Here is a 20796-nt window from a genome sequence, read left to right as displayed (position 1 = left end):
ATTGATCTGCGCTACCATCCACGTGAATCAACGAGGTGGTTACGGCGCAGTTCATCCATCTCAAAAAAGTAAATGCGTGTCTTCGCCAAGAAGCTTAATGCTTCGCGACCTCTGTATCGGCTGTCATAGTATTGTGGTTCCAACTCATGAAGGAGTTCACGATGAAAGACCGTGTTCCGGACGACAGCCCCAGAGTGTACTGGGCGCTATCCGGCCCCATGAAGATGGCGAGTTCGCGCCTGCACGGATACAGCATCCACGAGTCATTGCAGTCCCAGGGATGGGAAAGTCACCTTTTATTCCAACTGAAACACAGAATCGATGATTTACCCTTGCCGGCAAGCTGGTTCCAGTCACCTCTGCTTTTTCGCAAAGGTGATATTGTGGTCTTCCAAAAACTCGTCGGAGTCGCTACATTGGAAGCGCTCCAACAATTGCGGGATCGAGGTATCGCAACGATCTACATCGATTGCGATTTTCCTCCTAAGATCCCGGAGGCCAGCCTCGCCACATTAACCGTTGTTTCTTCAGAATTTCTTGCAGAGCTGTATCGAGATGAAGGAATTTCGAATGTCAGGGTCATCGGCGAAGCTTTTGAAGCAAGCCAGCGTCCTCGTCGCAAGTTCGAATCAAAAAAACTGAGATGCGTTTGGTTCGGAGCCATGGACAACATCAAGCAGATGGAACTCTATGCCCTGAAGAAGCTCATCCAGCGCGAGTTTCCGGAGATGACCCTGGAGATTATCTCCAACACACGCCATGCAACCATCAATTGGGATTTCTCATGGGATGAGATCAAGAGATGCGATTTCGCTGTCATTACCGGCACCGAGTGCCTGACGAGCTTCTGCAAATCGTCCAACCGACTTATTCAGGCCATGGTTCTCGGGCTTCCGGTCATCGCGTATCCGCTTCCGGCGTACAAACCTATCATCCGTCATGGCCGCAACGGTCTGCTGGCTGGCAACGAGCAGGAATGGATAGATGCACTTCGAGCAATCTCCAGGGCCGAGATCCGAAAGCGCCTTGCCTGGACTGGGTATCGTTATGCGAAACGCTATTTTGGACTGGAACAGGTGAGCCAGGATTGGATGAACTTATTCCAATCGATTGGCCATCGACGCCTACCGGTATCGCGGCCGATTGATAAGTTGAAGGAACGTGCGCTGCTGGCGGGAATACAGGTGGAAGGAATGCAGAACATCGCCACAAGTATGCGATCCAACGTCCGTTTACAAAAGCGCTATCGGCCAAATGTATACAAACGTCTGTTTCTACTGTCGTCACGTCCGAGTACACGAAAAAGAGGAGACCGCGGGTGAAAGTAGGTGTGGTGGGGTATGGCGTTGTCGGCAAACATCTGGCTCAACTGTTCCTTGATGGACATCGTGAAGTCGTCATCTATGACAAGTTTGATCCGGAGATGGGGAGCGAGAGCCGCCAACGTGACATCAACAATTGCGATCTCGTTTTTATCTCTGTCCCCACGCCTGCCTCCGAAGATGGCAGTTGCGATATCTCGGCCGTCCGCGAGGTTGTCGCGTGGATTCTTCCTCCAATGTGTATCAAGTCCACCATCCCTCCAGGAACGGTGCAGGCACTCACCGAAGAGTTCGGCAAGCAGATCGTCTTCAGCCCGGAATATATTGGCGAAACGCCTTTTCACAAATCGCTGGTAACCCGTGTACCTGACCTGGTAGCAGTTGGAGGAGAGCGCTGTCTGTGCGAGCGCTTCATCTCGGCCTATCGCGATGTCCTTGGCCCTGAGCCCCACTATTTCGTCACCGACGCCATTACGGCGGAACTATCGAAGTATATGGAGAACTGCTTTTTCGCGACGAAGGTCGCCTTTGTTGCACAGTTCTATCTTCTCGCCTCGCACTTTGGAGCCGACTTTACACAGATGAGAGAGATCTGGACCGCTGATACACGCGTTGGACGTTCCCATAGCACGGTCACCGGCAAGCTCGGGTTTGGAGGCAAATGCCTGCCCAAAGATCTCTCTGCAATTATCGCCAGAACGCTTGAGTCCGGCGGTCAGATCGAATTCCTCCAGGCAGTCTCAGAGTTCAATACCGCACTTCGCCGCGAAGAAGCTTAAAGAGATTTGCCTATCCTCCCGTCACGCCTGCATACAACCCTCAGGCGTACGCTCTTGCCTGCAACGTAAACAGATCAGCATATTCGCCACCGGCTTCCATCAGTTCGGCATGAGTTCCCTGCTCGCAGATAGATCCGTTTTTTAGAACCAGTATCTTGTCCGCAAAACGTACCGTGGACAGACGATGAGATACGAGAACAGTCATCTTGCCGGCAATCACTCCCATTACATCCTGATACACGGCTTCTTCTGCGCGGGCATCGATGGTGGCGGTAGGCTCATCAAGAATCAGGACCTTGGCATCCCGCATATACGCCCTGGCCAGTGCCAGCCTTTGCCACTGTCCACCCGAAAGGTCGATTCCATCGTCAAACCGGCGCCCAAGAATCTGCTCGTACTGCCGCGGAAAGCCTTCGATAAGCGCCGCGACACGCGCTCCTTTCGCGGCCTTCATAATCCGGTCGCCATCCTCTTTTGCCTCAAGGTTTCCGATTGCGATATTCAGGGATGCGCTCAGGTCGTACTTTACATAGTCCTGAAATACGGCTGACATAGCATTGCGCAGCGAGCTGGAAGAGTATTCACGCAGGTCGATCCCATCCAGCAAAATCTGTCCCTCACTCGGGTCGTAGAGCCGGGTAATCAGCTTGACGATCGTCGACTTGCCCGCCCCGTTTTCTCCCACCAGAGCAATCGCTTCTCCCGGAGCGATATGGAACGACACATTCTTGAGTGCGGGCTTCGCAGCCCCCTGGTACGAGAAAGAAACATTTCTGAACTCTATTCCAGTAGAGATCGTCTCAGCGACTGAGCGTCCAGATGCGGCCGCTTCAAGGCGGGGTTGATAAGAGAAGAACTCCAACACATCGCCGATATATAGCAGCTGGTCCATACCCTGCGAAAGATTCGTAAACAGGGCGCTCAGCTGGTTTCGGAAGCGCATCAGAATCCCGGCGAAAAACACCAGGCGACCGATGCTGAACGCACCTGCGATGGCGCTGAAGATAAGAACGATGTACGTCCCGTAGTAGACAAGCGTTCCCAGCGCCACTAAAAGAAGTGCCGCATTCATGGCGCGTTTTGACAACACGGCGTCTTCCGTATTGTGCTTCTCCGCTACCCCTTTATATTCGCCATAGATGTAATCGCCTATCGCAAAAAGCTTGGCCTCTTTTACAGCATTTACGCTGAGTACCAGGCCGATAATGTAGTCCAGATAGCGCTTTAGCGGCGTCCTGTTTCTGTACAGCTTGTACCGAAGACGCGTGTAGTAGCTTTCCGCCACCACAATAGGCAAAACACCCAGAAACTGCACGGCGATAAGTCCCGGAGCGACGAGCAGCGAACCGAAAAGCACGACGCCAACCCCGATAAACTGCTGCAGCGCCTGCAGCAGGTTTCTCATGAGAGAAACCTGGGAGGTAATCTGCGACCTGGCACGCTGCAGCCTGTCCTGAAACTCCGAGTTCTCGAATGTTTCCAAATCAAGATTGTTGCAGTGGGTGATGAGCTTAAGGCTCATTCTCAGGTTGAACTTGTCGCCCAGAACAAGATCGTAATGGGCCACCATTCGCGACGCTGCATTACTCGCCAGCGTCAGCAGCCCCTCCGCCAGCAGAAGCCACCATACCCTCACGGGGAAAACATGGGTGCGTTGCGCCATGTTGATGGCATCGATCAATAGCCCCCCAACCGCCAGAGCCATCATCGGAAGAACGGCAGAAACCGTGCGAAGCAACACCATTGCAGTACACACCGCAGGTGCCGTCTGCCATATTTCGCGCAGCAACAGGGGGATATTTCGAGTGGAATCCAGAAGGTCGGATAGCTTCGAAGGTTTCTTAAGCATGCAAAATTGCTTCCAATTTACTTCATTCGATCATCCACGCGCAGTAAATATGGTCTCTGCTTTCCCAGGCCGCTCACGGGCAACAAATCACTAATTCTCAGTGGGGACCTGTTCAATGTGGTCCAGGATGAGAGCGGGGTAGGTTCCCCGGCGCTTCTTCAGCCTGAGCCCGAGTTCCCGGCGAAAAGCATCCTCCACGCTTAGGCCAGTAACTGGATCAGGCAACGAGGCGTTTTGCTTCGCCGCTGCCTGGGCAGCAGCAGCATCTACTCTCATCTTGCGCCCTGTTGTGTAATAAAGGGAGAAATCGTAGGATCCCGTCAATCCAGTCACGTCCGATACGCGGTTCTTGATCTCAGACCGTGCCATGGGCTGCAATAGGTCGGCAAACTGCCCCATCGTCACATTCTGACAATGAAACTGCGCGTTGAACGCCGAGTCGACCGTACGGATATCTTTTTCGCCTTCCGGCGGCCCGTATTTACAAAAGCTTCGCGAGCCAGGGTTGGCCTTCTTCATCTTCGGGTTATCCGATGCCAGTTCCCAGCCATCCTGCTCCTGCTCGCCCCAGTGGTACTTGATCTGAAAGCGGTCGACCAGAAGTTTCTGCAGCATGCTGGCCAGTGTGTCCTGGTCCTGAAATGCTGCACGGGCATCCAGTTCCTGCGGAAGCTTCGCGCGAATGGTATATCGCGCCCGGCCAAGCCATGGCGGAACGTTGCCCAGCATCGCTCCCGTGGGCAACGACCATGCCTGCGTCAGCAGTTCCTGCATGGTCATATTGATAAAGTCGATCTGTGAGCCGACATGGCGGATCTGCGACTGCGATTGCGGCTCCTGATCTGAGACAGGCCGAACACTCGCAACCTCAAACTCAAGATCCGGAAGAGCGCCGATCTGCGTCTCAATCTGCGCAGGGTTCGCCGTCGGCTGTTCTACCCTATCAATGACGATTGCAGGTTGCGGCGCTCCACCAAGTGCGATGACGATGCCAAGTTGCTTTCTGAATGCATCTGTCAGGGCATGGATGTATCCCGCCCGAGTCTGCATCTCTTGCGAGGAAAGCTTCAAAGTAAAGTTATAGGGCTTCGTAAGCCCTGTGCGATTGATGATGGGATGAGGAAATACGCCTCCAAACGATTGAAGAAAATGTTCCATCGTCTCAGAGGTACAAGTGATAACGGTTTGCTCCGTATCAGTCTTCTCCTGGGCGCGGCGGCAATCACTCGGAGCAGCCGCGTCCTTCGCCTCAACCAGCTTCGAGCCCTCCTTCGCTACGGTTGCAACGTAGCCCGGCAGCACGCGGTCCGCCGTGTGGTATTTCAGACGAAAGCGCTCCGTGAGCACGCGCCTCATGACAAGCCTCATTTTGTCGTAAGCATTTGCTCCGTAGCGGACATTGTTATCCGGGCCTGCCCCTGGCAAAGCCGGCCTGTCTGCGGGGATCACCGCAACCACATCAAAGCGATCGAGGTCGATCCAGGTAGGACCGCCCGAGACGGCTTCATTCTCACGGCCATCATCATCCTCACGGCCATACACGAAGTCGATCATATTCACGATCGTTGCATTGTGCATATCGAAGCGTCGCTTGCTTATATTCACCGTGTAATTGATCGAAGCACGATACGGCGACGCATGTACATCAACGATGAGAGGTGCTTCTGGAGATCCAGCAGCCTGATATTTTGCAGGAGATGCTGTCTGTGCGAGAAGGATGCAAGGGTGAGCAATAAGAAGAACCGCGGGAAGGGGAAAGATCTTCATAGGCCTCGATCAAATAAGCGCAGCTTCTAGAGCGCCACATGCATAACAGGATGGAACAGGAAGACAACAATTATTATGTGCTTACCCCGGTCTTGTAAAGGAGCCTCTATCGCACATTCACCACGGTGCTTGTCCTCACTCTGAAATACTGGATTTTTATCGTAGGCGCTTCTAGTGGCTCTATGACACCGGAAGACAACCTGGTCCGCTAGTTAGAAATCTGGCCAACAAGATTAAGATCGATCGCGACGTCATTCTCGGCTTTCCAGAACAGGAAGCTCGGATTCTTGAGACCCCACTGTACATAAGGAATAACGAAATGCGCCTTCACCGTTGCCTTCGATCCATCCATGTGGACCTGCATAGGAATCGTCAGATCGTGAGGATTGCCGAGCAGGGCGAACACACCGCTTACCTGAATGGTTGAGTCGCCAGAGGTGGCGATTGTCCCGGTGTAGTTGTTGGGCATGAAAGAGACAATCTTGTACTGGCTCACTTTGAGAATATCCCTGTTCATCTTCTTATCGCGGCTGTCGTTACCCGTCTTTCCGCTGCCGGCCAGTACGGCCACCACACCCGACATCTTAGGATTGCTGCGGTCAAACTCAATCGATCCGGATTGAAGGTGAAACATGCCTTCGACAACCTCATGGGTCGTGTTGAGCTTTATTTTGACCTCGCTGGCATCAGGGTTGACTGTGAAGGTCTGATGCTGGGCGAGTGCGGCTGGGCCGAGTAGGACAGCGAGGGCTAAGACTGCGAAGCATCTCATTTCATCTCCCTGTAGAGTCTCGACTACCGATTTCAGCCGGCGACTGTCTGAGGAGCGGTAGCCCCGGGTTGCGTGACACGTGTGAGTCTGGCCGTTACGCGCATCGCGCCGGGCCAGACCCTGAGGCAGAATGGCAGCACAGCGCGTGCAAATGCGTTGTTCAAACCGTCGGCGGCGAGCTCGGCAAGGCGCATCTGCGGCAGCATTGCGGAGCGCAGTTTCGGCTGAAAGACCTGCGCCGGTTCCGCACCAAGATAGGCAGCAGCAGCACGGCGGGCAGTATGCAGGGCGATGGATATACCATCACCGGTAAACGATGGGATTACGGCTGCCTGATCGCCGATACAGTAGAGCCCCTCCTCGGTTGCGCGTCGGAGGTAACCGTACGGGATATGAGTGACGGTGATCGGTTTATCAAGCAGCGGCTCCGCACCCTCAAGCCGCATCGCGAGGTGAGGACAGTCCTGTTGCATCTTCGCAAGAAGGCGTTCCCAGCGAAGCCCCGCACGTGCAAAATACCGCCGTTGCACGACACAACAGAAATTCGTAATGCCGTCCTCCACCGGTTGAATACCACCGTAGCCTCCGTCGTAAAGTGTCAACTCGGACGCGTCCTCCAGGTCGGCTGTCTGCGCGGCAGACAGCCGGTAATACATCTTGAAGGCGACCCATTGGTGAGGATCTTTCGGGCGACTATGGCCGCGCAAGTCGTGCTTGCCCGTAGCGAGAAAGGCGGTTGCCGCTTCGTATGTGGAGCCGTCGTCGAGCGTAGCCTGCCAAAGGTTGGAGCTCGTGCGGCTGAGCGACTGTACACCGCGGCCACGCTTAATGCGGACCCCTGCGGCGAGGGCTGCGGCGATAAGTGCTGTATCGAGCGCCTTGCGCGTGAGCGAGGCCGCGGGAAACGGCAACGGAGCCTCCGCGGCGCGCCTGGCTGCGGCAAGACGAACATACTCAATGGGTACCGCGCCAAGAGAGGCCACATCGATACCAAGTGCGTGCAAGTCTTCAAGCGCTTCACCGCTTAGGAATTCTCCACAGACCTTATGGCGAGGCATAAGCTCCCGCTCGATTAGCGTGACACTCCGTCCTTTTCGAGCGAGCGCGATCGAAGCGGCACAGCCTGCCACTCCTCCACCGAGAACGAGAACTTCGTCTTGCAAAGCAATTGCTCCTGATCCACTCAATCTTCCAGCGATTTGCAATGGGATTCCATCTCTCTAGTAGACGGCCAAAAAACGGTTCGGAGCGCCATTCTGTACAAATCGTCATTTTGAATCAGGTAAAGCTGGAACCGGAAGACGTCTAAGGTGTTAGAGCGAGGTATTCGATGAGGCGAAGCGACTTCCTGGTCGCCGTTTTATGGACGACGACGGTAGGCACCGCCGCGCTTGCTGAACCCATTTCAGTGAGACATATTCAACGGCCCATGCATCGGTTTATGGTGGCCCGTTCCGAAGATGGAAAAACCATTGCCAGTGGCGAATTTTCGCAAATTGCGCAGGGCGATGAAGTCACGATGCGCCTGACCTACAAATTTGTGGATGGATCGATTGACGATGAAACGACAACGTACCGGCAGCAAGGTACGTTTCGGTTAGTGCGCAACCATCACATCCAGAAAGGACCATTTTTTACAAAGCCCATCGACTTTTCGATAGAAGCCGCTACCGGCACAGTCATCAGCCGCACAACAGACAAGAATGGCAGGATGCACCTTGAAAGCAAGCACATGGACCTGCCGGATGACCTTGCGAATGGCTTGGTTGGGACATTGCTGCTGAACGTGCCACACAATACGAAGCCGTTTCGGGTAGGAATGCTGGCACCAGTTGGCGGCGGACGGCTGATTCGGCTCCTGGTCTCTCCGGAGGACGAGCAGACGGTTCACCTGGCAGGGCGGACATACAAGGCGACAGTGTTTCGCGTTCATCCGGAACTGGGCCGCATGGTCAGTATCCTTGCTCGACTGATCGGCCTTCAGCCGAAAGATGTAATGGTGTGGGTACTACAGGGTGAGGAGCCCGCGGTGGCGGTAATTGTCGGACAACTCGGTGGTTACGGGCCTGTCATCAGTTCCGACCTGGTGGAGAGCAGCTTAGAGAAATAGGCACTTGCAGACCCACACCCTTCGTACTGGGGACCGGCGATTAATTACGACGATTCGTGAGTTCACGCCAGTTGAGCCCGAGGTCCACGATCAGCAGCGAGGCAAGCGTGAAAGCGATCACCCCGACAGCGGATAAGACGTCACCCAGGTGGCTCCAGTAACGCGGCCACAGGTTGAGCACACGACTGGAGACAAAGGTAAAAGTGACGGCATACGAGCGCGCCATCCATTGGCGATGCTGGATGATTTGGCGGTTGCGCGCGGTGATGAAGGCAGCGGCAGTGCAAACCATCCATGCGGCGGCCTGCATGGAGGTTCCTGGAAGCCCCGGCCGGCCAGCTGCGAGAGCGATCCCCGTGAAGGAACCAACAAACACTGCGATGACATAGACATAGCCGAGGATGCGATGGAGCCGGAGATAACGCTGACGGATCCTCGAGGAAAAATTAATGGGGCCGATCAAAAGAGCGAAGATCCCGGCGAGTGTATGCGGGATGAGGAGATGACGGTCCGCGATCACCTGGAGACGATAAGCGTGGTACATCGGATAGTCGGTGATGAGGAGCAGTTCTGAAGTGATGAAGACAAAGACTACCGTCAGACCAAGCGAAATCCAGAGAATCGTCTTGAATCTGGTCCCGGCGGTGCTGGGCGCTAGTAGAGTGGGTTCTGGCATGATTCGTATCCCAAGGAGTTAGACATGATGAGGTACGCCATGAAGGCAAATGGCTGCTTCATGTCCTTGCGTCTCACACGGTGCTTGAGAGTCTCCAACCTCACTTCCACCGCCCCACGCACAACCGCCCTGGCCGCCACTTCTCCACTGTTACCGCTTCTCGTGGGATCTCAGCCGCAGCCAGCAGGTTCACCCAATCTTCCGTCCGGAAAGCCCGACGAAACGACACCGGCCCATCATGCCGCACAATCCTGTGCCAACGCACCCACCCAAACATCCGGCTGCTCCGCTCCGACCGCTCCAGATCATTGATAAACCACCCTAACCGGACGGTTGTTTCCATCCACCTCAGCAGAGCGACGATCTCCTCGTCCTCCAGGTGATGTGTCAGCAGCGAGCTTACGACGATATCGACCGGCTTCTTCGGCCGATACTCCAGAGCATCTCCGGTCACCCATTCGATTCCGAGTTCCCTTGGCGTTGACTCCGCTGCTGCGCGCGCAGCATAGGGATTCAAGTCGATCCCTGTTAACTGCACAGCAATGCTCCGTCTTCGTGCCCAGGCTGCAATTCGCCGCAACAGATCACCACCGCCAAACCCCACATCGACGATGTGCAGAGGCTCACGCGGCCCGCGCGGTAGCCGCTCCAGCCACGCAAGCGTTGGCCGATAGCCCAGCAGCCAGCGATTGACTTTTTCCAGACTGCGCAAACAGTCACGGAAATCCTCATAACTACAGTCACCATCCATCAGCTCCGGCAACTCACGCGGAGAGACCCGTCGACTGAAGTCGGTCTGTACTTTAGATAGCATAGAAGCGCATCGTCTCCGCGGTTAACCCTGGCCCGAATGACATCGCACATCCACGCTGCCCCGGGCGTGCCTGCTGCATGATTTGCTGCAACACAAACATCACCGTCGCCGACGACATATTGCCGAAGCGCGATAGCACTTCGCGCGATGCTGCCAGTGCATCCGCCGGTAGTTCCAGTCCCTTCTCTACCGCATCCAGAATCGACCGTCCGCCGGGATGCACCGCCCATAGATCGACGCCGTCGCGCTCCGCCATCAGTCCGCCCTCATGCAATGCGCGGCCCAGTTCCCCCGGCACCTGTCCGGAGAGCAGCATGTCGAAACCTAGCTCGCGAATCTTCCAGGTAATCAGCCCACGTGTCTCCGGCACCATCACAGCCTTGAAGCTATCCAGCGCTAACCCCTGCTCGCGAGCCGTAATCAGGCTCGCCGCCGCGCCATCGGCAAAGACCAGGAAGGAAAGCACCTGCTCCAGATCCTGTGTCTCCTGGAAGTGCAGCGTGCACAGTTCCAGATTGACCATCAAGACACCCGCCTTCGGATCCGAGCGCACAATGTGCCGTGCCAGCTTCAGCGCGTTGATCGCGGCATAGCACCCCATGAATCCAACCATCGTGCGTTCCACCCCCTCTGAGAGCCCGAGGTGGTCGACAATTTCAAAGTCCAGTCCAGGAGCATAGAGTCCCGTACAGCAGGTCACCAATACGTGCGAAATACCGGAGCGCTCTTCTTCGCTCAACGCAAGCCGATCCACCGCCCTCTTCATCAACACTGGAGCCGTCTGTTCGAACAGCTGCATACGCCGCGCTGTATTAGGAAAGTCGCCTAGCCGATAAAACTCGTTCGCGTCATGCGATGAGAATTGGCTGGAGCCGTGCTGCGGATCGAGGAATGAATAACGATGTGCAATGTCCGCGCGGCTCACCATGCGGCGAAAGACCGTGCGGAGCCGAGGATCGTCAAGCATCTTCTCAGCGAAGATGACAAAGGCGTCATGCACATCGTGCTCTGGCACGGCAGTGGCAATGCGGTTCAGGTAAGCCGTAGTCATGCACAATGGGCCCCCAGCCCGGATGATTCGGATTGGATGTCGCGTGGGTGTCTCGGGAAAGCTGGACCACGAAGAGACAACGATCCGGCGACAGTCGACTATTTAAGAAAACAGGTTCCGGATTCTCAATACAATCACTACTTGTTGAGACGAAACCTTTATTCCTTTGATAGCACTTTGCAGAAGGAATAAAGGATGACGATTCGTTCATGGAGCCGCTTTTAGCGAAGTGATCACAGAAATTCCTCCGTCGAAATGCTACGTTACGGAGCAGTAAGGCAACGTGCATGACCTCGAGTCTTGATTGTGGTCAGCATTCGGCCCACTGCCAATGCCTACGTTTTAAGAGGTCGATACTCCAAGATGACATCTGCAGCTTTGCTCAAATCTGTCCGCCTGACACACCGCTATCTGGGGCTCTTCTTCTCGCCCACCATTCTCTTCTTTGCCATCACAGGTGGTCTACAGATGTTCAGTTTGCACGAGACTACCCGCGGCAGTTCCTACGTGCCTCCCAACATCCTTGTTCATCTTGCGCAATTGCATAAGAAGGGTACACTTTACCTTCCTCCCCGAAAGATTACTGCGCCCAATTCTGCCAAGCCGGATGGGCCAAAGCCTGAAGCCGCAAAGCTACCGCAAGCATCTCCAGCCACACCGCAACCCAACTCGCTCCCCACGAAGGTATTCTTTGCCGCTACGGCGCTTGCACTTGCCATATCGACGTGCACGGGCATCATGATGGGATGGAAGTATGCGCGTCGGAAATTGACCGTCCTGCTCGTACTTGCGGCAGGAGTTTTTATTCCGGTCATCCTGCTCCTTGTATAGCCTTTTCCGGTTCTTTCCCTGGTGGGATAGGTAGATGACACAATCGTCATCTTGCCGCCTCTCGAAGTCTGTAACCCGCAATTGAAATTGTCATACCATGATCTATGCGACTTCTGCTGGTCGAGGATGAACCCGAGATTCAGAGCTTCGTCAAGCAATCCTTGGTCGAGGCGGGATACGAAGTGCACACGGCGGAAGACGGAACTACCGCGATTCAATTGGCGTCCAAACACGTCTACCACGGCCTTATTGTCGACTTAGGACTCCCAGACCAGGATGGTATCGAACTCATCCTGCAATTGCGCCGATCGGGAGTCACGAGTCCCGTACTCATCCTTTCGGCGCGACGGTCAGTAGACGACCGCGTGAAAGGCCTGGAGCTCGGCGGTGATGACTACCTCACCAAGCCGTTTGCCCTCGCAGAATTGCTCGCGCGCATGCGGAACCTCCTTCGCCGCAACTCCTCTCCACCAGAAGACCCGACGCGGCTCAGAATCTGCGACCTGGAACTGGATATGCTCAAGCGCAGGGCTACCCGGGGCGATGAAGTTCTAAACCTGAGCCCGCAGGAGTTCGTGCTTCTTGAGTACCTCTGCCGGCACGCAGGCAGAGTTGTAACCCGTTCCATGCTTTTGAAAGAGGTCTGGGGAATGCGGATTCAACCAGACACGAATGTGGTCGATGTTCATATCTACCGTTTGCGCGGCAAGATCGATACGGTCGGACGTGAGCCATTGATCAAGACACTGCGAGGTATCGGATATGTCCTCAAAGGTACCTGATCCAATCCTGCATAGCGCCGCATGGCGTATTTCTCTGTGGGCAACTCTGGCATTTGCGATTGGAACCATGTTGGTCTTTGCGATGCTTCATCGCTTTGTCGCGAACGATATCCAGCAGCGGAGTGACGCTTGGCTTTCTGGAGAGGTTGCGGTCCTCGGCGACGTTGCTGCTCGAACGCCGAAAGACCGCCTCTACGGAAGAGTCGTAAGAGAAGTCGCGGAACTTGCAAGCAGAGAGGTGCCTGATAAAACCCGCTCCAGCAGCAATGAGAATGACTCCGTCTTCTTTCTGCAGGCCGGGGACGATGGACCTTTGAAACTCTGGGTAGGCACCGGTGACGGGATGCCAAACTTAGCCGCAATTCGCGCGCGCAAGTTCGCTTCCGACGTTCCCTACGACTTGAATGTCAAAGGATTCAATTACCCCTTTCGAGTCGCATCGGTACGGCTCGATGATGGAAGCCACATCTACCTCGGACTTTCAGAACGCGATGAGTTGCGTGTCCTTAGAAATCTCCGCATCCGCTTTGTCTGCCTCTGGCTACTCATCGTGTCGTTCGGCGCCGCAATTGTCTTCTTCGTAACCAGACGCATGCTGGGCCATGTTCGCGATATGACCGAAGCAGCCTCCCGGATTGGGCAATCTGATTTGAGCAGCAGAGTTCCGACCAGCAAACGGAACGATGAAGTCGGACACCTGGCTCGCACCCTGAATCATATGCTCGACAGAATCGAGAACACCGTCCATCAGTTGCACACCATTACGGACGCTCTCGCACATGACCTGAGGAGCCCTCTTACCGCGATCCGCGGCAAGTTGGAAACAACCTTGTCCAACGATGTGAGAGCCGATCAAGCCGAACCGATTGTTTCGGCGATCGATGAACTGGACCGGCTCACCGATTTCCTCAACACTTCGCTTGATGTGGCTGAGGCAAAGGCAGATGCCCTCAGACTTTCGCGTACCGAGATCGACCTGGATGAACTTGTGAGAGGTATGGTTGGCCTTTACGAACCGTCTATGAGCGACAAGGGCCTCGGTGTCCAGGTCCGCAGTGCGGGTTCAGTCAAAGTGCTGGCCGACGCTGCACTTCTTCATCGTGTCATCTCCAACCTGCTTGACAACGAACTCAAGCACCTGCCCGCAGCTTGCACGGTCAGCCTGTTGCTCCACGCGAACGAAGACATGGCGATATTGATCGTAGAGGATGATGGGCCTGGGTTTGATATCGACGTTCGACGCCATCTCTTCGAGCGAAGGGTCAGAGGGCGCGAGTCGCGCGGACACGGACTCGGTCTTGCTTTCGTTGAGGCCGTCGTCCGCGTTCATGGAGGGAGCGTCACGGCAGACAATTGTGACGAAGGTGGTGCTCGGCTCTCCATCACGCTCCCCTTGTGGAAGGCGGCCCCCGACGCAGAATCACATCCCCTCGTTCTGGCAAAGGGATAGCTCCATAACGCCGTGGCAGTGGTGAGGCCGGGATAAGCGGGTGCCCACCCGACCTCAAAGGGACGTGGCTGTGAACAAAGTCCGCAACCCACTTGGCTTTTACTTGTGCAACCCGTAGCGCGAAGCTGCATGCTTTGTTTGCGATGCTTGCATCATCTTGATACGTGCGGCATCGAAGCTCTCCATCAACGAAGCGTCTTCAACTGAAGGCAATGTGACCGCCTCGCCGTTGTCGAGGCCAGCGAGGTGATGAAGACAGCCGGGTTACCCCATGGTCCGTTCTACAACCACTTTTCCTCAAAAGAAGCACTCATGTCTGAGCCCCTGATATGCGAAATGCAGCGGGCTACCGCCGATTTCGACAAGCTTCCGGCATCAGATAGACTCAAGCTCGCTTCTATGGCATTCCCAGCAATGCAAGATAGCTGCCTGCTGCCTTCGGATTTCGCGATCCGGTCAGAACTACTGTGCCCCTAGTCAACACCGGACAATGTTCCCCCTATGGCGCCAGTTCTGCTGTTCGGTCGAGGCAGAATTTTCGGCGTTACTTCGGAAAGAATCGGCACAAGTGACACGAGAATACAGACTGCTCCGGCCACAAACGCGAAAGAAATTGTCTCGCCCAGGAACAGCACCCCCTCTGATACTGCAATCACAGGCATAAGCAGGTAACGAGATGCCAACTGATATGGCCGGACATCACGCAAAAGCCAGTAGAAGAGAAAGAAGCCCAGGGCGCTGCTGACCAGCCCGAGAAATAAAAGTGCACTAACAGCATGAATGGTCCATGTGGATGGACGTCCCCGGTCCATGAACAAACTGGCGGCTCCCACAATCACACTCGCGCAGGTTGAAAGACAGGCGCTGACCGTGAGCGGAGATAAATGTCGAAGTTTTCTTTGCGCCAAAACACTTGACCACGACCCCATCACAACAACCAGCACAATCCCCACGACGCCGCTCCCCTGGGAGGTCGTTGAGCTCGCCGAATGCATAATGAGCGCAATGCCCGACAAACCAGCTACCAGTCCAAATATCAGACGCGCGTTGAAGCGAGGACGTTGCGGAGGCGAGAAGCTGACAAACTCGATCAGGAGCACTATTAGTGGAGAGGCGGAAAACAAGACAGAGGTCAATCCGGACGAGACACGCTTCGAAGACCATGCGATGATGTTGAACGGCACAACGATGGTCACCAGGCTGAAGCCGATCAACATGGGCAGATCACGCAGCGGTGGAAATGCTTCCCTGCGTAACTTCATCACGAGCACCAGGACAACGCTTGCGATAAGAAAGCGCAGGGCAACCGAGCGCAGCACGGGCATACATTGCACTGAAATACGGATGGCCGCCCATGTACTTCCCCAAATAAGCGAGAGCAGCAGCAGTCCCCCAAGTTGCCGGAATGAGCGCAACGTCACGAGGTTCATACGTTATGACCATCTGCTTGGCGGCAAGGAATTGCCGTCCGCGAATCCCTAAGCACTGATACGTTCCAGAAAATTGTCTGGGCGAAAGATTGGAATGGGAATCTCGCGCCGTGACACGGTCAGCCGTCGAAGTTCTTCCAAGACCACCTGGAGATTTTCTGACACCGTTTCATTTCTCCATCCCATTCCGAGCTGAGAGCCCTGGACCTGTTCACGAAATGGCAACTGCCGGACGCCGGGGAATCCTGCCAAGGACGACGATTCTCCTGCCATGGCGACAGCCCTGCCGCCGGCTACCATCGCCATCCTTGCGTTGTGGTCGATAGGACCCTCCACCAAGTGCACGGGCGTAACGCCATGCCGATCCAACGCCGCAAGAGCATTCGCTGTACAACGGGAACACTCCTTCTCGCTGACCGTCAGTAGTGGAGCGCGCGCAAACTCCGCCACGGAGATGTCCTTCATGGAGGAAAACGGCTGGCGGTCCGGGACCACGGCGATCATCGCTTCGGAGCAAAGCGGTTCGAACACGACGTCATCGTTATAAACCGGCAGCGTCATCATGAGAAGGTCGACACGCCGTGAACGCAACGCCTCCAGCCTTTCCCCGGGAACCATGGCGAGGATCTCGATCGGTATTTCAGGATGATTCTCCGCCATGCTCCGCAAGAGCTGCGGTAGCACTTCAAACTGGCCCGCCTGGCTGCAACAGATGCGGACAGGACGGGACATTTCCGCTTGTTTCATGCGAGTTCCGGCCTGCTCTAACTGGTCCAGTAAGGCCCGTGCGGTTGTCGCCAGTTCTTTCCCCGCAGCCGTAATGGCAACACCTTTCCGCGATCGCTCAAACAGGCGCACTTGAAAGTTTTCTTCCAGCGACTTGATCTGGGCCGTAAGTGTCGGCTGCGACATGTACAGCATGCGCGCGGCCTTGGCATAGTTGAGCGTATTCGCGAGCACAAGAAATGATCGGAACTGGCCAATCCTGAAATCCATTCGAAGCCTCCTCTGTCGCGAGATACAGCTCCGCCGATGACATGGGCAAACGATGCAAGTTACCCGTTCAACCAATCAGCTACGGTGATGAAGATTTCTGTCGGAATTACGCTGAATTGAAACTATTGCACGCAATTTTAACATGAGCTTCAAGGAAATTCAACACAAGGATGATGCACATGGAGCGCGCCTGCAGAACGCGCCATCGCATGATGACACAGGAAGCAGCTACGCAAGCCACGTAGCTGCTCCCATCAAGGCTACTGCGCCTTTACGCGCAACCACTTGCCCTTATAGTCGGCCGGATTCACATTCCGTATCCAGGTGGACCGCCGACCTTCCCCGGTCAGGTTGATGACCTCAACGTCCACCAGCACAGGTTGCGGGAAGCCGAAGTAAAGCGGTAGCGCGCTCTGCGAACTGTACGAACTCCCGGTATCAACAAGCTGATAGCCAAGCAGTTCCTGACTGCCAGCGCGATAGACCTTCACCTCGGCGCCCGGACGCGTATAGTGCCCCTGGGCATCCAGGACCAGGACCGCGAGTGATCGGCCAGGCGCAGCTACCGGCAGCAGGTTCCGGTAGAGATTAACTCCGCCTTCGCGTTCATGATCGGCAAGTGCGAGGTCAAGCGCACCATCGTTATCAAAATCAACCCACACGACTGCGTGGTCCGCATCATGCTTCAGCATGTAACCGGGTGTCACGTCCGTGAAGATGCCTCCGTCGTTGTGCCACAGGTAGTCACGGATATTTTCATGACCGCTCAAGTATCCATCCGCATACAGATCAGGCTTGCCGTCATTGTCGTAGTCGCCCCATCCCGTGGCTACCAGATGCGCACTGATGCCCAGACCAACCGAAGGAGCCACATCATGAAACTTGGTTCCGTCATTCATCAGAAGCCATGCAGGTCCATAATTGGCGGCGAAGACATCCAGTTTCCCATCATTATTCACATCAATGACGCCAAGGCCCACGCTGCCGAAGTTGCTTCCGCGGTTCTCTGCCGCAACGCCCAGCTCCTTCGCCTTGTCTGCAAAGTGGCCCTTCCCATCGTTGACATAAAACCCGTTCGCGTCTCCATTCTGGTTTGCCTCAAATAGGCTTAGGAAACCGCTCTGGTTGTAGTCAAACCACACCCCTGCGATGGTCTTCCGTGGATCGCCAAGGCCGGTATTCTCCGTCGCATCACGGAAGTGGCCATTGCCATCGTTGTGATAAACCTTGTTTGCCTTTTCGCGGAACGCAACGGCCAGGTCAACCAGCCCATCGTTGTCGTAGTCTACAAAGCTGACCTGCCGCGACTCGCCGGTATCGTAAAGACCGCTCTCCAGCGCGACCTCGGTAAAGTGTCCGTTGCCATCATTGCGATACAGGCGGTTGGGCACGGTGGAGTTCATGCCAAAGCCAACATACAGATCAAGCAACCCGTCTCCGTTGTAATCGCCCCACGCGGCCGAGCGTACTTCGTTTGTATCGATAATGCCGCTCGATAGAGTCACATCGACGAACTTACCGTGATCATTGTGGTACAAGCGATTCATCTCGCTACGATAGCCGACATACATGTCTGGCCACCCATCGCCGTCATAATCCCCGAAGACGATGGTGACGGCAGCAGGGATATTGAGCGTCTCCGTCTGCACCCGCTCGAACGCCGCACCTTTTTCCTTGCTCTCTGCTTCGCTATAAGGTGTCAGCGTCATGGTCTCTTCCGTTATGGCATCGACCCTGGCCCTGGTGAATGCCAACGGGAAATACGCCCCGATACCCCACCGCTCAGCTAAATCAGACGAATGCACTGATCCGCCATTGGCGGTGTTGCCGGGCGTGTTCAGTGCCACCGAACGGTCCCAGTCCTGGGGGTCAAGCACGAACATCGCGGAGGCTCCGTGCTGCTCGTCTGAGCCATCCGCAGAAACATTACTCGTCGCCTGCACAGTAAAGGCATCTCCCCCGCGCGGCACTGGATCGACATAGAAAACGAGACCCGTCTTATCATTTTGTAACGGGTGCCTCAGCTCGGCCTTGTGTACCTTACCCCATGTCCATGCGGTACGGTCGGCACCAAACCGCTTATGTATCTCGGCAAGCGCAGCATCCAGCGCCTCTAGCAGCAGCCTGTTGCGCTTTACCGTATCCTTTTCCTGCGAAAGCCAGACAATCACTCTCCTTGGGTCCGTGCCACGAATTTCAGATTTCAGGGCCGCTGGCAACTTGTCCCCATACACCATGTCCGCGAGTTTGTAGTACCAGAATTCGTAGAGGGTGGCCGCCACCGAGTCCATGGCGACGTCGTTGTTCCATCGCAGCATCGTTTCCAAAGCGTCCTGCTCAGCGGCTGTTGTACCGCGCACACCTCGCAGCATGGGAACCAGTTTCGCGGCCACCATTGACTTATGGTCGAACTGCAGGTGCTCCATCTCTTCCAGGCTGAATTTGCGCTTCTGGCTTAGGACTTCAGTGATGCGATCAAAGCGATAGGGAGCGCTGTACTCGTACCCGAGCGAACTGCGGGAAGCGGGGAAGTACCTGCTGACAACGTCGTTGTTGGCCGATGCATAATATCCAAGCTTGCCGTTAAGTTCCCGCGGCAAGGACTCCAGCGGTTCAATTCCCTGCCACTCGTACTTTCCATCTTTACCAGGGACGGGCAGCAAGCCATCCCAGCCTGTACGCACCGGCGAAGCCGCCGCGGCAATGTACCCATAGTTGCCCTGCACGTCTGCATATACCAGACTGTGAGAGGGCAGATACCATGACTTCGCCACGGCCTTTGTGAACTCATCCCAGTTCCTGGCCTGCATCACATTTAGGCTTCCCAAATATCCTGCCCCACCCGGCATGGAGCCGACCCACTTGAGTGCATAGGCACGGTGACGTTGCGTGTCCAGATAAAGCAGGGGTCCGTGCTGGGTTGACTTGACGTCATAGATCTCCGGGAACAACTTGCCTTTTACACGGATCAGTTGCCGGTCCACGGTAAACGGGACCCATTTGCCCCGGTAAAGATAGGCCGTGTTTTTCGGATTGGTCTCCTCAACATAGAGATCTTCCTGGTCTACTCCAAGAATGGTGAAACCCCATGCAATGTTTTCATTGTGGCCAACAGAGACCCCTGGAAGGCCTGGCTCGGTAGCGCCAATAACATTCCATCCAGGTGCAACCAGATGGACAAAACTTCTCAGAGAGGGATTCACCACTTCGCGGTGCGGGTCGTTGGCCAGAAGCGGCATGCCCGTTGTCGACTTGGCACCGCCGATCACCCAGTTATTGCTGCCAAGGTCGCTGTTGTTGGCTATCTGCTCTGTCAGCGCAGCCAGGGTTTGATCTACCAGCTTTTGCTGATCGCTCGTCAACGCTCCCATAGCCGGAGCCACTGGTTTTGCAGGGTCACTCTGAAGCTTCCAGTGAAGATCACTGGCATTGCGTGCGATGTTCAGTATCTCCGGCGTGATGTCATTCAGGTCAAGCCCCTCGGGCACCACAATCTTGTGGCTGGGCTCAGTCACAAAAGCGCTGCCAACATCAGCCGGAGAGCCTTTTTTGAGTGCAAGGGCGCGAGCTACCTCGCTGGAAACATTGCGAGTCAGGTTCCATGCGACCATGCGATTCAAGAGCGTGGTGGCCGTCCAGACAGGCTCCGGGTTGAAGCCCATGAGCCGAAACTCGACGGGAAGTTTACCCGACTCCAACATGTCGATGATGGCAGCATTCACCCCGCGCGCGAAGGACTCGAAGATAAGTTGCCCTTCGGGGTGGTACTTCGTCATCTCCTTTTGCAAGTCACCGCGGAACTGTAGCGTGCGCGCGAAGCGATCCCGCTCCGCATACTGCGATCCAAGCACTTCGGCGAGCCTTCCCTCACCAATACGACGCCACATTTCCAGTTGCCACATGCGGTCCTGTGCCGCCGTATACCCCTGCGCAAAGAACAGGTCCGCCGTGTTCTGTGCATAGATGTGGGCAACGCCGTATTGGTCTCGTGCAACCCGCACCGATTGCTTCACGCCCTTTACCAGGAGCATTCCGCTGGTTTCGGGAAGGTTCTCCCTCGCCACCGTCAACACCTTCTGTGGTGTCGTCTGCTGCAGATTGATTGGGACCGGTTGCGGGTACTGCGCCCACGCAGTTGCACTCATCAACAGACCTATACCTGCAACC

16 protein-coding genes are annotated in these 20796 nt (G+C 55.5%); 6 read left to right on the top strand and 10 right to left on the bottom strand.

Features of this window, described 5'->3' with window-relative positions; all coding sequences use genetic code 11:
* Positions 1-161: 161 nt before the first annotated feature.
* A complete protein-coding gene (locus OHL13_RS04400; protein WP_263408894.1) occupies positions 162-1322 on the top strand; it encodes a glycosyltransferase in 1161 nt (386 codons plus the stop codon).
* Positions 1319-2101: a Rossmann-fold NAD(P)-binding domain-containing protein gene (locus tag OHL13_RS04395; protein WP_263408893.1), complete on the top strand. Its 783-nt coding sequence runs from the start codon at positions 1319-1321 to the stop codon at positions 2099-2101. Before OHL13_RS04400 ends, OHL13_RS04395 begins: the two co-directional genes overlap by 4 nt.
* Positions 2102-2141: 40 nt before the next feature.
* Here the strand turns inward: OHL13_RS04395 and OHL13_RS04390 are convergent, their stop codons facing one another.
* From OHL13_RS04390 to OHL13_RS04375, 4 genes are all read right to left on the bottom strand, one after another.
* Positions 2142-3950, bottom strand: coding sequence for an ABC transporter ATP-binding protein (locus OHL13_RS04390; protein WP_263408892.1), 1809 nt, complete (start codon positions 3948-3950; stop codon positions 2142-2144).
* A gap of 90 nt (positions 3951-4040) precedes the next feature.
* Positions 4041-5717 carry a TIGR03435 family protein gene (locus OHL13_RS04385; protein ID WP_263408891.1) on the bottom strand — a complete coding sequence of 559 codons (1677 nt, stop codon included), beginning with the start codon at positions 5715-5717 and terminating at the stop codon, positions 4041-4043.
* A 208-nt stretch (positions 5718-5925) separates the two neighbouring features.
* The gene (locus OHL13_RS04380; protein ID WP_263408890.1) at positions 5926-6489 is read right to left on the bottom strand and encodes a YceI family protein; all 564 of its coding nucleotides are present in this window, start codon (positions 6487-6489) and stop codon (positions 5926-5928) included.
* 32 nt (positions 6490-6521) lie between these two features.
* A complete protein-coding gene (locus OHL13_RS04375; protein WP_263408889.1) occupies positions 6522-7652 on the bottom strand; it encodes an NAD(P)/FAD-dependent oxidoreductase in 1131 nt (376 codons plus the stop codon).
* A 167-nt stretch (positions 7653-7819) separates the two neighbouring features.
* Between OHL13_RS04375 and OHL13_RS04370 the strand changes: the two genes are divergently transcribed.
* Complete coding sequence (locus OHL13_RS04370; RefSeq protein WP_263408888.1) at positions 7820-8599, top strand: hypothetical protein; 780 nt, start codon at positions 7820-7822, stop codon at positions 8597-8599.
* A gap of 40 nt (positions 8600-8639) precedes the next feature.
* On the opposite strand, the gene OHL13_RS04365 is transcribed toward OHL13_RS04370, so the two are convergent.
* The 3 genes from OHL13_RS04365 to OHL13_RS04355 form a co-directional block, all read right to left on the bottom strand.
* Entirely contained in the window at positions 8640-9275 is a 636-nt protein-coding gene (locus OHL13_RS04365; protein WP_263408887.1) for a DUF2306 domain-containing protein, read from the bottom strand.
* Between the two features lie 100 nt (positions 9276-9375).
* Positions 9376-10089 (bottom strand): methyltransferase domain-containing protein, encoded by a 714-nt coding sequence (locus tag OHL13_RS04360; protein WP_263408886.1) that lies wholly within the window; start codon positions 10087-10089, stop codon positions 9376-9378.
* Positions 10079-11140, bottom strand: a complete 1062-nt coding sequence (locus tag OHL13_RS04355) for a type III polyketide synthase (RefSeq protein ID WP_263408885.1) — start codon at positions 11138-11140, stop codon at positions 10079-10081. The genes OHL13_RS04360 and OHL13_RS04355 overlap by 11 nt, the downstream gene beginning before the upstream one ends.
* Before the next feature lie 363 nt (positions 11141-11503).
* Here OHL13_RS04355 and OHL13_RS04350 point away from each other — a divergent pair, with 363 nt between their 5' ends.
* From OHL13_RS04350 to OHL13_RS04340, 3 genes are all read left to right on the top strand, one after another.
* Complete coding sequence (locus tag OHL13_RS04350; RefSeq protein ID WP_263408884.1) at positions 11504-11971, top strand: PepSY domain-containing protein; 468 nt, start codon at positions 11504-11506, stop codon at positions 11969-11971.
* A 104-nt stretch (positions 11972-12075) separates the two neighbouring features.
* Positions 12076-12753 carry a winged helix-turn-helix domain-containing protein gene (locus OHL13_RS04345; protein ID WP_263408883.1) on the top strand — a complete coding sequence of 226 codons (678 nt, stop codon included), beginning with the start codon at positions 12076-12078 and terminating at the stop codon, positions 12751-12753.
* Positions 12734-14203, top strand: coding sequence for an ATP-binding protein (locus OHL13_RS04340; RefSeq protein WP_263408882.1), 1470 nt, complete (start codon positions 12734-12736; stop codon positions 14201-14203). Before OHL13_RS04345 ends, OHL13_RS04340 begins: the two co-directional genes overlap by 20 nt.
* Before the next feature lie 473 nt (positions 14204-14676).
* On the opposite strand, the gene OHL13_RS04330 is transcribed toward OHL13_RS04340, so the two are convergent.
* From OHL13_RS04330 to OHL13_RS04320, 3 genes are all read right to left on the bottom strand, one after another.
* Positions 14677-15633, bottom strand: a complete 957-nt coding sequence (locus OHL13_RS04330) for a DMT family transporter (protein ID WP_263408881.1) — start codon at positions 15631-15633, stop codon at positions 14677-14679.
* Positions 15634-15681: 48 nt separating this feature from the next.
* Positions 15682-16629 carry a LysR family transcriptional regulator gene (locus OHL13_RS04325; protein WP_263408880.1) on the bottom strand — a complete coding sequence of 316 codons (948 nt, stop codon included), beginning with the start codon at positions 16627-16629 and terminating at the stop codon, positions 15682-15684.
* A 260-nt stretch (positions 16630-16889) separates the two neighbouring features.
* Positions 16890-20774 carry a penicillin acylase family protein gene (locus tag OHL13_RS04320; RefSeq protein WP_263408879.1) on the bottom strand — a complete coding sequence of 1295 codons (3885 nt, stop codon included), beginning with the start codon at positions 20772-20774 and terminating at the stop codon, positions 16890-16892.
* Between the last annotated feature and the right edge of the window lie 22 nt (positions 20775-20796).

The organism is Terriglobus tenax (genome assembly GCF_025685395.1).
GTDB classification, from domain to species: domain Bacteria; phylum Acidobacteriota; class Terriglobia; order Terriglobales; family Acidobacteriaceae; genus Terriglobus; species Terriglobus tenax.
Note: the sequence above shows the minus strand (reverse complement) of the source record. Positions and strands in the feature narration are given on the sequence as shown.

Coding starts and splice junctions, on each gene's coding strand:
- OHL13_RS04365 (WP_263408887.1), bottom strand. CDS start 9,275: ATGCCAGAACCCACTCTACTAGCGCCCAGCACCGCCGGGACCAGATTC.
- OHL13_RS04385 (WP_263408891.1), bottom strand. CDS start 5,717: ATGAAGATCTTTCCCCTTCCCGCGGTTCTTCTTATTGCTCACCCTTGC.
- OHL13_RS04355 (WP_263408885.1), bottom strand. CDS start 11,140: ATGACTACGGCTTACCTGAACCGCATTGCCACTGCCGTGCCAGAGCAC.
- OHL13_RS04325 (WP_263408880.1), bottom strand. CDS start 16,629: ATGGATTTCAGGATTGGCCAGTTCCGATCATTTCTTGTGCTCGCGAAT.
- OHL13_RS04340 (WP_263408882.1), top strand. CDS start 12,734: ATGTCCTCAAAGGTACCTGATCCAATCCTGCATAGCGCCGCATGGCGT.
- OHL13_RS04390 (WP_263408892.1), bottom strand. CDS start 3,950: ATGCTTAAGAAACCTTCGAAGCTATCCGACCTTCTGGATTCCACTCGA.
- OHL13_RS04380 (WP_263408890.1), bottom strand. CDS start 6,489: ATGAGATGCTTCGCAGTCTTAGCCCTCGCTGTCCTACTCGGCCCAGCC.
- OHL13_RS04330 (WP_263408881.1), bottom strand. CDS start 15,633: ATGAACCTCGTGACGTTGCGCTCATTCCGGCAACTTGGGGGACTGCTG.
- OHL13_RS04320 (WP_263408879.1), bottom strand. CDS start 20,774: ATGAGTGCAACTGCGTGGGCGCAGTACCCGCAACCGGTCCCAATCAAT.
- OHL13_RS04370 (WP_263408888.1), top strand. CDS start 7,820: ATGAGGCGAAGCGACTTCCTGGTCGCCGTTTTATGGACGACGACGGTA.
- OHL13_RS04345 (WP_263408883.1), top strand. CDS start 12,076: ATGCGACTTCTGCTGGTCGAGGATGAACCCGAGATTCAGAGCTTCGTC.
- OHL13_RS04350 (WP_263408884.1), top strand. CDS start 11,504: ATGACATCTGCAGCTTTGCTCAAATCTGTCCGCCTGACACACCGCTAT.
- OHL13_RS04400 (WP_263408894.1), top strand. CDS start 162: ATGAAAGACCGTGTTCCGGACGACAGCCCCAGAGTGTACTGGGCGCTA.
- OHL13_RS04360 (WP_263408886.1), bottom strand. CDS start 10,089: ATGCTATCTAAAGTACAGACCGACTTCAGTCGACGGGTCTCTCCGCGT.